Here is a 15654-nt window from a genome sequence, read left to right as displayed (position 1 = left end):
AGCCATCACATGATTTTGGCAGCTTTTTCCATTTCTGAAACAGAGTCTGAAAGCTGCTGTAACGCAACACTGATTTCTTCGGATGAGGCTGCCTGGTTCAGGGCAATTTCAGAGACTCGCTGTGTTGACTGACTGATGGTGACAACCTTTTGCTTTAATAGATCTGTAATCCGCTTGATTTCAGAGATGGCACTGGTGCTTTGATCCGCCATTTTTCGAATTTCCCCTGCCACAACGGCAAATCCTTTACCCTGAGATCCGGCCCGGGCTGCTTCAATGGAAGCATTAAGGCCCAGCATGTTGGAGCTGGAAGCAATTTTTTCAATCATTCCAAGAATGGCATCGGTTTCTTCAACCTGGCGAATCATTTCCTGCTGCATTTCATTGAGAAGCGTCATTTCGCCGGATAGTTCCTGGGCAGAAGCCGTTAAGGCTTCAGTTGTGGAAACGATTTCAGCGGAGTTGCTGAAAAAAGACTGCAAGGCCTCGTTGAGGAGCTCCTGCTGTTCGAGACTGATGGCAATGCTCATGCATCCAATGACAAGACCACTTTCATCGGTCACCGGTACTGAAATGGCATTAAAGGGAACGCCGTAGACTTCCTTCGGCACCTGTGCTTTCGTCACCTTGCCGGTATGCATGGCCTTTTCAATGGAACTGCCTTTTTTAACGTTGAGTCCTTCGCTGTCTGCAGTGAATGTACTTGTCTGAACATTTTTAAGAATGGTGTCTCTGTCAGAAACGGCCAACATACAGTCGAAGGGAAATAATTGCTGAATCATGGGTGCCAGATGCAAAAGCGTATTGATAATTTCCTGGGACTCAAGGGGCTTGGGTTGAGCGTTGTCTGTGTTCATCTAATCCCTCCATCAACAGAGCATACGTTCAAATATAGTGAGCCGAGGATCAATAGGACGTAGATCTGACTATCGCATCATTAAGTTGGGCAGGTAGGTCGCAATACCTGGGAAAAGAATAATGATAAAGGTGGAAACAATCAAAGCTATCCAGAAAGGGATCACGCCTTTAAACACTGTTTCCAGTTTGATTTTTGAAATGCTTGCCGTTATGACACTGACTACACCGACCGGTGGTGTGAGGAATCCGATTAAGATCATGAGGATGGTGACAACCCCGTACCAGATCCCATTGTAACCGGCAGCCAGAACCATTGGATAGAATAGACCGGTGAAAATCACAAGAATGGCCATGGCATCCATGAAAAATCCGGCAACAAAATAGCAAAGAAAAATCGTTGTCATGAGGATCAATGGCGGTAAATCGCTCATGTGCCTGGTTAAAAACAGCGGAATTCTGCTAATGGATAAAAAGTTACCGAACATGACACCGCCAACCAGCATAATCATCAGCATGGCCACTACTTTTGCTGTTTCAGTGAGAGAGGCTGTAAAGCCTTGCCACTTTATTCTTCTGCCAACGAGGCAGAAAATCAACGACATGAATGCACCGATGGCACCACCTTCGGTGGGTGTAAAGACGCCTCGATAGATTCCGCCCATGGTGATGATGAAAATCATGGGGATGGGCCAAACAAGTTTCAAGGAGTTCATACGGTCACTGAAGGTTGATTTGACAACCCCCGGAGCAAGTGAGGGGTTTATTCTGACCATAATATAGGCTGTCAGAGCCAGCAGAAATGCCGTCATCAGACCAGGCAAAATACCGGCAATCAATAGCTGGCCAATGGATTCCTCAGTGAGCACACCGTAAATAATAAGCACAGAGCTGGGTGGAATCAAAATTCCAAGGGTGCTCCCCGAGGCCACACATCCTGCGATCAGACTGTCTTTATATTTCATTGCACGCATTTCAGGCACTGCAACGGTGGCAATGGTTGCCGTTGTTGCAATCACTGAGCCTGATACGGCAGCAAAAGCAGCACAGGTGACCACTGTTGCGATTGACAAGCCGCCGCGAATATGGCCAAGCCAGGCGTTAAAAGCCCGAAACAGATCTCTGCCTAATCCTGACTGACCGATAAACATACCCATCAGTGTAAACATGGGAATTACGCTGAGGGAATAGCTGTGTGCATTATTAAAGAGGTCTGCCCCCAACTTGGCCAGTGCGGCTGCCGGACTCATCAGCACCGCATAACCCAATGCACCCACAATGATCATGGAAAATCCAATAGGAATTTTGATCAAGATCAGGACAAAGAGTAGTACAATTCCCAGTAAGCCAATCATCTCGTTACTCATCGCCTGCATTCCCTCCCTTGAGTGCCTGAATGGTTTCTATAAAATCAATGATTAACACCAGCACCAGAACAAAAACACCTGCCGCTCCCGCTAATATCCATGGATGAACAGGCATTCTTAATACGCTGGTAATGAGACCGGAGGCCTGTATACGCTGGGCATGCTTGATCATCTGCCAAAACACGATGGAAAACAAACCCAGGCTTACCACTGCAATCAAAACATCAAGTACTTTGCGAACAGTCAGGCCAAGGCGGTCATACACAATGGTGATTCCGATGTTTTCCTTTTCAAGCTGAGCAACTCCCAGTGCAGGGAAAACGATCATGGCTAAGCCAATGCGGGTTAGTTCAAACGTACCGGCAATTGGTTTGTTAAAAACAAATCTCCCCAAAACATCAAAGACAGTAAGCATCATCGTTCCAAAAATGACAATGATACTAATGAGCGTTGCCGCTTTGGTGAGAGTGGTAACTGCTTTTTTGACGGATTGCATGTGACCACCTCCGTGGTATTGTAGAATCACCTTTCCTCCAGGAGATAACTCCGGAAGGAAAGGTGAATGGGTAGCGCTTTAGTCAATCGCTGAGTTGCCCGTATTTATTGTTCGTATTCACTGGCCTTCTGCACTGCCAAATCATAGGCTTCCTGCCCTGGTAAACCGGCAGCTTCCATGGCAGCGATCCATTTTTCAACCAGCGGGTCTACGATCTCATGAAATTTTGCCAGCTCTGCGTCAGAGAATGTGGACACATTGATTCCCACCTCGTGAGCGTGGTCCATGGCATGTTCAATCTCATAATCATATTGATTGCCAACGATTTCCGGGAATTCTTGCAGCAGTTCTTCGATAGCTGCCTGGTCTTGAGGGGCAATGGAATCCCACTTTGCTTGATTCATAGCCATGATAAACGGTGTGATATATAAATCCAGCTCCACCACATCAGTGACAACTTCCGACAATCGGAAGGAAATCAGCCCTGAAGGAGCCATGAAAGTGCCATCAACAATGCCACGGTCAATGGAATCGTACAAATCACTTACTGGAGTAGTAACTGGAACGGCTCCCAGTGCTTCAATAACATCATTATACACAGGGCCTGGAGATCTTAACCTCAGACCTGCCATGTCATCGACGGTTTCCACAGAACCGGATAAAAGGAGATGCCCTAAGTCAGAGCCGCCGAACCATAACAGTTTGGAGCCTTTATAGTCATGCTCCTGTAGAATGGGCCATAATTCCCTGGCTGTCAGATTGCCCTGCAGAGATGATGAAAACATGAAAGGAAATTCCAGAATGGTGGAGAGTGGGAATCGACCTGGTGTGTAGGCCGGCAGGGTGAATGCCATATCGATAATCCCCTGCTCCATGGCATCATATGTTTCACCTGGTGCAGCCAGTGCATTGCCTGCATGAATAAAAATTTCGACTCTTCCTTCTGTTTTTTCGAAAACATCAGCAGCGAATGGTTCCAGCACATTCACATGCATTGGATGAACAGCAGGCATAAAGTGGTTCATGACCAATTCAACTTTCTGGCCGCCTGCGCTGCCGGTGCTCTCACTGCCGCCGGCATTTTCACTGCTCCCGCCATCTCCGCCACTACTGGCGGCACCACCGTTACCACATCCTGCAACCACAAGCGAAAGGATTAAAAGAACCAACATAAGGATAGTGACATAACTCTTTTTTCTCAACATAAACGTTTTCCCCCTAACGTATTCTTGGCGCAGCCCTATTTCACATTTAAGCGGTAATGGATAATCAGGTGAAGATTGTGACGAAAATATTTCCATACTGCCACTGTTAAACATGAAAATCTTTCTTCCAAGAGACGGCTATCAAGAGACAGTTGTAGACGAGAGGCGGTTGCATATTGACAAACAATCACCCTTTCTGGATCAAGTGGCCGAGGGTCCTTTCGTTTCGATGGTAGTTCGGATTGAGTTGATTTTCCTGTGGGAAATGGACAAGATGGTAAAGATGAACATATTCAGTGAACAAATTCAGTATAAAATGAGAACCCCTTCGGTGTCAATAGAAAAAGATTAAAAATATTGCAAACAAAGCGAAATCAACGAATTATCAAAATTCGCCATGGTGCTCCAAGGCCCGTTTGGCAAGGTTTTTGACTGAATGAATTTGATGAATGCATTCATTAAGTTTGACATTATCGGAGTGCAATTGTATAATCAGCTAAACAGAATTCTCAACAAGCTGAAATATGGGCATTTTGCAAAAGGAGAAGGGAATGTGGAGACGAAGCAGCGATTGACCAAAAGGCAGATCCAGGCAAATCATACCAGAAACCGCGTCTATAAAACCGCTCTCGAACTGATGGAAATCAAAGGACTCAATAACACCTCGATTGAAGAAATAAGTAAAAAAGCAGGCGTTTCGGTGGGAACCTTTTACAATTACTTCAAGTCAAAAGACGATATTCTGGTGGACATTTACCGCAAGGCTGACGATTACTTTCTGGAGGTGGTGGAAAAAGAACTCGTTGAAAACGGCCCGGATACATATCATCAATTGCTCATTTTTTTTCGTCATTACGCTAAATACACAAAAGACAGAGGGCTGGACAATGCCTGTCAGCTTTACAGTTCGAAAAACAAATTGTTTATTGCAAAAGACCGGTACATGCCGAAAATGTTGATTAGAGTTATCTGGGAAGGTCAAATGTCTGGTCAGATTATTGAAACCATGACGGCGGAAGAGCTTGCAGATTTTTGCATGATTGCTGCCAGAGGTGTGGTGTTTGATTGGTGCCTGCATGACGGCGTTTTTGATTTGGAGGTCAGAATAGAGGCCTACATGAAAAAGCTGTTACAAGTAGTTCTGGTCAAGGACAAGCAGTAAGCGTATCGACACTTATTGATTCACTTAACTCTCTTGATTCACTTGATCTTCGCCCCAGCAGTCATTTTCTTGTCAGACAGTTTCTCGAATAACTCATCGGGCACCTCGATAATTGCATTATCTTCGACTTTATTAAGAGCGCATGACGCTCTTTTTTTGTATGCGCAAAATAGAAAGGCAACAGGGATGGTTAAAAGACAGAAAAAACGAAATGAAGCAAAAATTTGAAATTATATATTGACAAATTTACAAACCAGCTTATATACTGAATATATTCAGTGAACAGATTCAACCAAATTCATTTAACAGATGAAGTGACAACAGATCCAAAAGGAGGTAGAAAAGTGGACAATGTCAAAGCGTCGTTAAGCAACATTGTTGGCGGAGAGAATCTGCTTGACAGCCCTGAAATTCTGCTGGGCTATGCCAAGGACCAGAGTTTTGTAAAAGAAATGAAACCTTGGTGCGTCGTCAAGCCGAAAGACGCAGATCAAGTGGAGGCGCTGGTCAAATGGGCGAACAAAGCACGCATACCGTTGGTGCCGGTCAGTTCCCAGGGGCCACATACCCGGGGCGACACAGTGCCGGGTGCGCCTGAAGCAGTGATTGTGGATGTAAGCAACTTGAAAAAAATACACAGTATCAACCGTCAGCACCGCATGGCTGTCATTGAGCCGGGGGTCACATACGGAGAGCTTCAGGCAGCATTGGCTGAAAAAGGGTTGGCGTTGAGCACTTCCCTGGCTCCCCGTGCAGGAAAGTCTGTGCTCACCAGCGTGCTGGAGGTTGAACCAAGAATCAATGCCGTTCATCAGTGGAGCTACTCAGATCCGCTGCGCTGTATGGAAGTAATCTGGGGTGACGGGGTCAGAATGTATACCGGTGAAGCCGGTGGCGGCGTCAGAGACCTGGAGAAGCAGTGGGAGAAAGAAAGATGGCAAGTCGCCAGTACCGGTCCCATGATGTTTGACTTCTACCGCATGCTGACGTCAGCGCAGGGAACCATGGGAATTGTCACCTGGGCATCAGTGAAGCTGGAAGTACTTCCTCAAATCCACCGCATGTATTTTGTGCCGGCCCAGCAGCTGTCTGAACTGGAAGATTTTGTGCGTCGAGTGGTTCGCCTGCGTTTTAGTGACGAACTGTTTGTGTTGAACGGAGCGGCCTTGGCAGGGTTAATGGGTGAAACACCGGAAGAGATTGCCAAGCTTCGTGAGCAGCTGCCGCCATGGATAGCTCTTGTGGGTATCGCCGGCAGAGATTTGCTGCCAGAACTGCGTGTTGAAACCCAGGAGCAAGACATAAAAGAGATTGCCCAGCAATTTGCACTGAAAATGGTGCCGGGTCTTGCAGGCATTACAGGTGAGCAGGCATTGGCAGCGGTAACGGGTTCGTCCGACGAAACAGGATGGAAAGCGCGGGCAAAAGGTGCTTATCAGGAGATCTTCTTTGTGACCACTCAGGACAAGGCGCCTGGCTTTGTGGAAACAATGAAGGCACTGGCAGCAGAAGCAGGTTATCCAGCCAATGAAATGGGTGTGTATGTGCAGCCTCAGCATATGGGAACTTCCTGTCATTTGGAGTTCATTCTTCCCTATGATTCGAATAATCCAAAGGAAACGGCAAAGGTGAAGCGGCTGTTCCAAAAGGCCAGTGAAACCATGGTGGGAATGGGCGGATTCTTTGCGCGGCCTTATGGACCATGGGCGTATCTTCAACTGAACCGGGATGCCCAGTCTTACAAAACAATCCAGGAGCTGAAACGCATTTTTGATCCCGAGGGGATCATGAATCCCGGAAAATTGACTATTTGACAAAGGAGGCGAAAACCATGGCATTGGAAGATTACAGAGCAATGATGGAACGTTGCAGCAACTGTTCTGGCTGCAAGTGGATTCCTTTTGACAAGATAAAAAGTCAGCGGTTCAGCGAAAACTGCCCAAGTATAAGCTACTATAACTTCAACACGCATTCAGCTCGAGGTCGTTTTCAACTGGCACAGACGCTATTGGACGGTGATTGCGAATTTTCACCTGATGTGGTGGAAGCGATTCACAACTGTACAGCTTGCGGTTCATGTGATTCAACCTGTAAAATCACCCGTTACAATCTGGAACCGCTGGATCACAACCTGGCGCTGAAAGCCAAAGCGGTGGAAGAAGGGTATGCGCTTCCAGAGCAGAAACCCATCATGGACAGCCTGCAACAGGAAAAAACCATGCTTCCCGGTGAATTAAGAAGCAATCGTTTGCACTGGGCCAGTGGTATTGACGTGAAAGACCTGATGAAAGAAAAGGGAGAAGTTGCTTTCTACCCGGGCTGTAAATACAGCTACAATGAAAAATTGAAGCCGGTTGCCGCAAATGCACTCAAATTGCTCATTAACGCCGGTGCTGATGTGGGTATCTTCGGCAGTGCAGACATGTGCTGTGCCGGCCGGGCGCTGCAAATGGGCTTTGAAAATGATTATGAGCAGCAGGCGAAGGCAAACATGGAAGTTTTTACAAAGAGTGGTGTCAGCGTGATTGTCACACCGTGCTCAGACTGCTACCATGCGTTCAAGCGCCAGTACGCCAAACTGGGTCTGGACATTAAAGTGATGCATCTGGTGGAGTATCTGGATGAACTGATTCAGGATGAAAAGCTGGTCATGAAAAACAGAGTTCCAATGACTGTCACCTACCATGATCCCTGTCATCTGGGCCGATTGGGTGAAGCCTATGTTCCCTGGGAAGGCAAAGAAAAGAAAATATTGAATCAGGTGCACACCTGGGAACCCAGACGCCCCCGCTACAATGGAGCCGATGGTATTTATGATGCCCCCCGACGAATTCTGCAAAGCATTCCTGGTGTTGAATTGGTGGAAATGGAACGAATTCGGGAATATACATGGTGCTGCGGTGCCGGCGGTGGTTGCAGCCAGACCAACCCCGAATTTGCATCATGGACAGCCAATGAACGGATCACAGAAGCCAACGCAACAGGAGCAGAGGCAATGGTTACAGCCTGTCCCTGGTGTGAAGAAAGCTTTATGAATGCGAAGGATGAAGATGGTAACACGATTCAGGTTGTTCACCTGATTGATCTTGTGCTGCAGGCAATTTGAAAGGAGGGAATATCATGGCATTAGCGCGAGAAATTTATCGAGCGTTTGAATCAATCGTCGGAAGCAGAAACATCTCTGAAGACCTTGGAATACGTGAAACCTATCGGTGTATTCCAGCCCAGTCATCAGCTCACTTCGGGCCCTATGATCAAAAAACACCGTTGCCGCAGGCAGTCATCCTGCCAGGCAGCACTGAAGAAGTGCAGCAAATTGTCAAACTGTGTAACAAGTACAAAATTGAGTTTAAGGCTTCCTCCACGTTTTGGGCAACAATGGGATACATCGGTTCAGATTGTGCCATTCAGTTGGATATGCGACGCATGCGGGAAATCGAAATTGATGCTAAAAACATGACAGCTGTTGTGGAACCCTACGCCATTGGAGCAACTGTGCAAGCTGAAGCAATGAAAAGAGGGTTAACCCTTAATATTCCCGGTGTTGGCTGCAGCAGTTCGCCGCTTGCCAGTACTGCCGGTTGGGCTGGTTTTGGCCCGACTTCCATCTTCATGGGCTGTGCCACTGAAAACATGCTGGGAGCTGAGTGGGTGCTTCCCAGCGGAGAAACCCTTCGCACGGGATCCGTTGGCGCAGGCAGCGGCTGGTTTTGCGGAGAGGGGCCTGGCCCCAGTACCCGGGGAATTCTGCGTGGCGTCGTTGGCACCACCGGCACCATGGGCGTCTGTACAAAAGTGGCTATTCGGCTGCATCCGTGGCCTGGGCCAGACCATATACCTTCAGTGGGCGATGCACCGGCTTATCGGGCAGTGTTGCCAGATAACTTCAAAGGATATACATTGTGCTTCCCTGATTGGGGCGCCTATGCCAATGCGGTGAACCTTTTCCACGAAAACCCGGATATTTTGTTCTTGGGTCACCGGCAGTACAACAAGTTTGGCAGAAACCTGAAAGTGGCGATGATTAAGATTCTGAATGATAAGAACAAGCAGCTGTGTGACCTGCCGGCGCTCATGGAAGACCCGGTAACCAAAAAACAGAACGAAGATATGAAAATTGACGTTCAGGTGATTTTGGCGGGAATGAGTAAGCGGGATATGGCCTTTAAGGAAAAAGCGGTGGATACCATCCTTGAAGAGACCGGCGGATGGAAATCTGAATTCATGCAGGAACCGGATATTGCCGCATGGAATCTCATGTACCTGCTTCGGCTGGGGCATAAGAATTTGAACTACACCTTGTGCGGTGCCTATGAAGGTACTTTCGGACTAACGGGCAACGTGTTTGTCAGCAGCTCGCTGATGGAAGAGGCTTCTGCACTGAAGCGCAAGTGGGAGCTGGAGTCTGATTGCATTGCTGCAGTGGGCGGAGACTCTGATATGGGAAGTATTTCTGTCATGGGCGGCGGCGGCGCCACCGGATGGGAATTTTTCACCCAGTTTGATGCCTATGACAAAGAATCCATCAAAAACACCAAACTGTTTGCCGATGCAACACAAGAGTGGATGACCTCAAAAGGATTGGGTGTTGACTTCTGTCGCTGGAACGAGGATGCCCGCAGACCCGATGGATACAATTACACCCAGGAACAACATGATGAAATGTACATTAACCTGCCTCAGCCACATGTTACTGCGTATCAGTACAAAGTACGGGAAGCGTTTAATCCCAACAAACTCACAGGCAGCTACTATCGAACACTGACACCTGAAAAACTGAAAGAACAAGACTAACAGGCATCACCGATCGCGCCATAGAGCGTTGTCGCACCTCCAAGAACGAGGGCTTCTGGCATACCGGGGGCTCTCGTTCGCTTGTCAGAAAAATTAATGCAGGAAACTGATTCCGGCATTAAACAAACTGAAGCCCCGGCATGTGACTTGCTGCCGGGGCTTCACGCATTCTGGCTTACAGGGTGTGAGGTTGGTTGGGCTTAAAGACAATCAAATTCAAAAGGTTTATCGAATTTCAAATTGATACTTTGAAGTCAGTTTTTCCACGGTTTCCTGATAGACGGCCTGCTGCTTCTGGGATAACAGGTGTTGCTCCAGTTGCTGCTTCACTTCGTCCAGCTGACGGGAACTGCCTTCTTTACGGTCCATCACCCGAATCACATGGTAGCCAAACTGGGTTTTCACCGGTTCGCTGGTTTCGCCAATGGCCAGTTCGTTGGCAGCGGCTTCGAACTCGGGTACCATGCGGCCCTTGGGGAAGAAACCCAGATCGCCGCCCTTTTCATTGGAAGGGCATGAAGAATGGGCCTGTGCCTGCTCGGCAAAAGAAGCACCTTCATCCAGGGCTTTTTTAATTTCGGCGGCTTTTTCTTCTGAATCCACCAGAATATGACTGGCCTGAGTCTGTTCAGGCTCTTGAAACTGCTCGGGATGGGCTTCATAATAAGCAGAAATCTCTTCTTCGTTCACAGTTGCCTGCTGGAACATGGCGTTCATGGCATACTGCTTCAGAAAATTATCTTTCATCTTTTTTAGAGAACGCTGATAATCCAGGTTATCTTCCATTTTTTGCTCCATGGCATCCAAGAGGATCATTTCCTGATGCACCAGTTCCTGCAATAGTCTTTTCTTGCCGTCCTCCGTCTGAAACTGAGCAGCCTGACGGGGGTCCAGACTGCGAATCACCATTTCAAGATCTCCCTGGGTGATTTCCCGGCCTTCCACTACTGCCAATACGTCATGTTGACTCATCAAATCGCTCCTTTAAAGGTTTGTGGCCTCATCATAACAGAAACAGCAGTCTTTGTCCAACGAGAGTGAGGCAAGAACAAAGAATTAGGATGATCTTTTTTAGGATGATCTTCTTAATAAAGAAGACATTATAAGAAGGTGATGTGAGAAGGCTGGTCACGCTTTTGATATCACAACAGAAATCTGAAAAACCGCTTCAAAAAGTGCTGCCTTTTTAGCAACCCGTGCCGCCACCTGGTCAATAACGGACGAATGGATGGTCAGATTCAAATGGTGTTGCAGCAAGGTCGTTTCACACACCGCCAGTCTTTCATCGCGGGGATAGTCGATGGCATCGGCAATGCGCAAAATAGCCGCCAGCTGCTTAACGGTGTGTTGATTGGAAGGTGTCAGTGTTTCCAGTTCCGGCCCCAGTTTTTTTCGGTGGCCGCCTGCAATTAGAGCCAGCATGGTGCGTTCCGGTTGTGGCCAAAAGTCAAAAAAGGAGTCCTTTAAAATGATGTGGCGTGTATGGGCATCATGCTTACGCGGGCTGATTTCATACCCGATATCATGGAGTAAGGCAGCATGGTATAACAGACTGCACTTCTTATTTCCAAGATCATAAGGCTGACTGAGGACGGTGAAAATCATGCTGGCATAGCGAATCACCCGTTGCTCATGACTCATTGAGTCTCTGAGGAAAAAACGGTGTTCCATTCGCTGGCGGATGTCATCTGTTATAAAATCGTCCAGGCATTTCATCTTAGAAGCCTCCTCGGCGTCGGTTTCATCCGATGATTCAGAAAGCCGATTCATCAGAAGAGGGGGAAGAACGGTGCATGAAATGACAGTGAACCTTGTAAAAATTCAAAAAATGGGGGGAGATCCTGCGGGGTGCAAGTTAATTATACTCCATGGATGTCCAATGGACAATCCGCGAAGGAATGTTTTTAAATGAAAAAAAGTGTGGGATAACATGAAGAAGTGCCAGTTAATGCCGAAAAAAGCAATTTCTGTAACGTTCGATAATAAACGATGGTCGCACCCCTGGATAAAAATGAGGCAAATGCAGTGGCTACATGCAAGAACTCCCGATTAAATTATCATATTTTTGAATTAATAAACTTTCCGTTTTTCAATTCATGTACTGGTAATGCCCTATATGATACTATATAATAGGAACCAAGCGACCCTATATTCCAACCTATAGAATGTTAAAAATACAACAAAATCAAGAAGGAGGCAACAAAATGGCAAAATTGATGAAGACCATGGATGGTAACACCGCTGCCGCGTATGTTTCATACGCGTTCACAGACGTAGCCGCCATCTACTCCATCACGCCGTCGTCAAATATGGCGGAGAGTGTGGACGAATGGAGTGCTTACGGGCAAACGAACATTTTTGGACAAAAGGTAAGGGTGACAGAACTTCAGTCGGAAGCAGGAGCCGCAGGAGCTGTTCACGGTTCACTGGCCGCTGGTGCACTCACCACCACCTACACTGCTTCACAGGGTTTGCTGCTGATGATCCCCAACATGTATAAAATTGCAGGCGAGTTACTCCCGGGTGTGTTTCATGTAAGTGCCCGTGCGGTGGCGGCTCATGCGCTTTCCATCTTTGGTGATCATTCCGATGTGATGGCAGCCCGTCAAACCGGATGTGCCATGCTGGCTTCCGGCAGTGTGCAGGAAGTGATGGATTTGGCCGGCGTGGCTCATCTGGCCGCTATTAAAGGACGCATTCCCTTCGTTCATTTCTTCGACGGATTCAGAACATCTCACGAAGTTCAAAAGATCGAAGCTATCGATTATGATACGTTTAAAGAACTGGTGGACTGGGACGCCATTGACGCTTTCCGTAACAATTCCCTGAATCCCGAGCGCCCGGTTCTCCGTGGCACCGCTCAAAACCCAGACATCTTCTTCCAGGCAAAAGAAGCAGCTGCTCCCTACTACCAGGCGCTGCCGGAAATCGTGGTTGATTACATGAAGAAAATCAGCGATGTAACCGGACGCACCTACCTGCCATTCAATTACTATGGTGCTGAAGATGCGGAGCATATCATTGTGGCCATGGGATCTGTGACAGAGACCATTGATGAAACCATTGACCATCTCATGGAAAAAGGCGAAAAAGTGGGCCTCATTAAAGTTCATTTGTACCGCCCCTTTGTGCCTGAGTATTTCATGAACGTGATGCCTAAAACTGTGAAGAAAATTGTGGTGCTGGATCGCTGCAAAGAGCCGGGTGCTCCGGGCGAGCCCCTGTACCTGGACATCAAAGACATGTTCTATGGCAAGGAAAACGCACCGGTGATCGTTGGCGGACGTTACGGTCTTGGGTCCAAGGACACCACTCCGGCTCAGATTCTGGCAGTATACGAAAACCTGAAACTGGCTGAGCCGAAGAACAGCTTCACCGTCGGCATCATCGACGACGTGAGCCACAGCTCCCTTCCCATGCTTCCTCCCATCAGCACAGAGCCCAAAGGTACTGTTCGCTGCAAATTCTGGGGACTTGGTTCCGACGGAACGGTTGGTGCCAACAAAAACTCCATTAAAATCATCGGTGACCACACCGACATGTATGCACAGGGATATTTCTCTTATGACTCCAAAAAGTCCGGCGGTGTCACCATTTCCCACCTGCGCTTTGGAAAAGAGCCCATTCGTTCCACATACCTCATCAGTGAGGCTGATTTTATCGCCTGTCACAACCAGGCTTATGTCAACCAGTATGACCTGGTAAAAGGCCTGAAAAAAGGCGGCACCTTCCTGCTCAACTGCCTTTGGGAAGATCGCGAACTGGAAGAGAAGCTTCCTGCCAGTCTGAAACGGGCATTGGCAGAAAAAGAAGCTAAAGTCTACATCATCAATGCCACCAAGATCGCTGCTGAAATCGGCTTGGGCGGGCGCATCAACATGGTAATGCAATCGGCTTTCTTTAAACTGGCTGACGTGATTCCGGTGGAAGAAGCCATGACCTACATGAAACAGGCAGTGGTTGACACTTACGGCAGTAAAGGTGAGAAAATCGTTGAAATGAACCAAAAAGCACTGGATCTGGGCATGGAAGCCCTGCATCAGGTGGCTGTTCCGGCTTCCTGGGCCAATGCAACAGACGCGGCAGTGTCTGAAAAGAACGAACCAGCCTTCATCTCTGACATTCTGCATCCCATGAATGCACAGGAAGGCGACAACCTGCCGGTGAGTGCCTTTGTTGACCGTGAAGACGGCCACTTCCCCATGGGAACCTCTGCTTACGAAAAGCGGGGAATCGCTGTGGATGTGCCTGAATGGATCAAGGAAAACTGCATTCAGTGTAACCAGTGCGCCTTCGTTTGTCCCCATGCCGCCATTCGCCCCTTCCTGCTGGATGAAAAAGAACAGCAGGCAGCCCCGGAAGGCTTTGAAACCCTGAAAGCCATGGGCAAAGAGTTTGATGGCATGACATACCGCATTCAGGTGGCCACTCTTGATTGTACCGGTTGCGGCAACTGTGCCGACATTTGCCCGGCTAAAACCAAGGCCCTTGAAATGAAGCCTGTTGAACCTCAGATTGCTGCTCAAAAAGCCAACTGGGATTTTGCAACCACTATCAGCAGCAAAGCTGATCTGACCAATATTGAAACCATGAAGGGCAGCCAGTTCTCACAGCCGCTGTTCGAGTTCTCCGGCGCCTGTGCAGGTTGCGGTGAAACACCCTATGTGAAGCTGATCACCCAGCTGTTTGGTGACCGCATGCTCATTGCCAATGCCACCGGCTGCAGCTCTATCTATGGCGGAAGTGCGCCTTCGGTTCCTTACTGCGTAAACGATAAGGGTCAGGGGCCTGCCTGGGCAAACTCCCTCTTTGAAGACAACGCAGAATATGGTTACGGAATGGCTCTTGCCACCAGTCAGATTCGTGAAAAACTGGCAGATCTGATGACTCAGGGACTTGAAATGAATCTTTCGGCAGAGTTGAAAGCCGCCTTCCAGGCATGGCTTGACGGCAAAAATGATGCCAAAGCCTCCAAAAAAGCCACCTACGACCTGCTGCCCCTGCTGGAAGCAGCCAAGGGCAACGAAGTAATTGATGAAATTATCATGAAGAAAGACTACCTGGTTAAGAAATCACAGTGGATCTTTGGTGGAGACGGATGGGCATACGACATTGGATTCGGCGGCCTTGATCACGTGCTGGCCTCTGGTGAAGACGTGAATGTGCTTGTCATGGATACAGAAGTATACTCCAACACAGGCGGGCAGTCCTCCAAAGCATCTCCTGCAGGTGCAGTGGCCAAGTTCGCCACTTCTGGTAAAAAGATCCGCAAAAAAGACCTGGGCCGCATGATGATGACCTACGGTTATGTGTACGTGGCACAGGTGGGCATGGGTTCTGACAAGAATCAGCTGATTAAAGCCCTGAAAGAAGCAGAAGCCTATCCGGGACCATCACTGATCATCGCATATGCTCCCTGTATCGCTCACGGCATTGGTGCCGGCATGGGTAAAACCCAGGAGCAGACTAAAAAAGCAGTGGATGCCGGCTACTGGCATTTATATCGCTACAACCCGCTGTTGCAGGAAGAAGGCAAAAATCCGTTCATTCTGGATTCAAAAGAGCCTAAAACTTCCTTCCAGGATTTCCTGGCCAGCGAAGTACGCTATGCTTCTCTGAAGAAAACCTTCCCTGAAGAAGCGACAATCCTCTTTGCGCAGGCTGAAAAAGACGCTCAGGAAAGATACAGCATCTACAAAAAACTGGCAGAAATGTAAAAAATCCAGCGGCATAAGCTGGAAATGAAATGAATCAGCATCAGAAGAAAGCTGCGGA

Annotated in this window: 11 protein-coding genes; 5 read left to right on the top strand and 6 right to left on the bottom strand. The window is 48.1% G+C overall.

The window, feature by feature from the left end:
* Window positions 1-5: 5 nt before the first annotated feature.
* The 4 genes from QOL74_RS12675 to QOL74_RS12660 form a co-directional block, all read right to left on the bottom strand.
* On the bottom strand, window positions 6-857 hold the full coding sequence (locus QOL74_RS12675; protein ID WP_283409859.1) for a methyl-accepting chemotaxis protein: 852 nt from the start codon (window positions 855-857) through the stop codon (window positions 6-8).
* Between the two features lie 69 nt (window positions 858-926).
* The gene (locus QOL74_RS12670) at window positions 927-2222 is read right to left on the bottom strand and encodes a TRAP transporter large permease (protein WP_283409858.1); all 1296 of its coding nucleotides are present in this window, start codon (window positions 2220-2222) and stop codon (window positions 927-929) included.
* Window positions 2215-2718 carry a TRAP transporter small permease gene (locus tag QOL74_RS12665; protein WP_283409857.1) on the bottom strand — a complete coding sequence of 168 codons (504 nt, stop codon included), beginning with the start codon at window positions 2716-2718 and terminating at the stop codon, window positions 2215-2217. Before QOL74_RS12665 ends, QOL74_RS12670 begins: the two co-directional genes overlap by 8 nt.
* A gap of 104 nt (window positions 2719-2822) precedes the next feature.
* Entirely contained in the window at window positions 2823-3923 is a 1101-nt protein-coding gene (locus QOL74_RS12660; RefSeq protein ID WP_283409856.1) for a TRAP transporter substrate-binding protein, read from the bottom strand.
* A gap of 436 nt (window positions 3924-4359) precedes the next feature.
* Between QOL74_RS12660 and QOL74_RS12655 the strand changes: the two genes are divergently transcribed.
* The 4 genes from QOL74_RS12655 (at window position 4360) to QOL74_RS12640 (ending at window position 9879) form a co-directional block, all read left to right on the top strand.
* The gene (locus tag QOL74_RS12655; RefSeq protein WP_283409855.1) at window positions 4360-5085 is read left to right on the top strand and encodes a TetR/AcrR family transcriptional regulator; all 726 of its coding nucleotides are present in this window, start codon (window positions 4360-4362) and stop codon (window positions 5083-5085) included.
* Window positions 5086-5429: 344 nt separating this feature from the next.
* On the top strand, window positions 5430-6899 hold the full coding sequence (locus QOL74_RS12650; protein ID WP_283409854.1) for an FAD-binding oxidoreductase: 1470 nt from the start codon (window positions 5430-5432) through the stop codon (window positions 6897-6899).
* A gap of 17 nt (window positions 6900-6916) precedes the next feature.
* Window positions 6917-8191: a (Fe-S)-binding protein gene (locus tag QOL74_RS12645; RefSeq protein ID WP_283409853.1), complete on the top strand. Its 1275-nt coding sequence runs from the start codon at window positions 6917-6919 to the stop codon at window positions 8189-8191.
* Window positions 8192-8205: 14 nt separating this feature from the next.
* Entirely contained in the window at window positions 8206-9879 is a 1674-nt protein-coding gene (locus QOL74_RS12640; protein ID WP_283409852.1) for an FAD-binding oxidoreductase, read from the top strand.
* Window positions 9880-10104: 225 nt separating this feature from the next.
* Here QOL74_RS12640 and QOL74_RS12635 read toward each other — a convergent pair whose 3' ends face one another.
* Window positions 10105-10851, bottom strand: coding sequence for a peptidyl-prolyl cis-trans isomerase (locus tag QOL74_RS12635; protein ID WP_283409851.1), 747 nt, complete (start codon window positions 10849-10851; stop codon window positions 10105-10107).
* Window positions 10852-11007: 156 nt separating this feature from the next.
* The gene (locus QOL74_RS12630) at window positions 11008-11595 is read right to left on the bottom strand and encodes an HD domain-containing protein (RefSeq protein ID WP_283409850.1); all 588 of its coding nucleotides are present in this window, start codon (window positions 11593-11595) and stop codon (window positions 11008-11010) included.
* A 488-nt stretch (window positions 11596-12083) separates the two neighbouring features.
* Here QOL74_RS12630 and nifJ point away from each other — a divergent pair, with 488 nt between their 5' ends.
* Complete coding sequence (nifJ, locus tag QOL74_RS12625) at window positions 12084-15596, top strand: pyruvate:ferredoxin (flavodoxin) oxidoreductase (RefSeq protein ID WP_283409849.1); 3513 nt, start codon at window positions 12084-12086, stop codon at window positions 15594-15596.
* Window positions 15597-15654 lie beyond the last annotated feature (58 nt).

The organism is Anoxynatronum buryatiense (genome assembly GCF_900182905.1).
GTDB lineage: Bacteria > Bacillota > Clostridia > Peptostreptococcales > Tindalliaceae > Anoxynatronum > Anoxynatronum buryatiense.
This window is presented reverse-complemented; position numbering and strand designations above follow the sequence as displayed.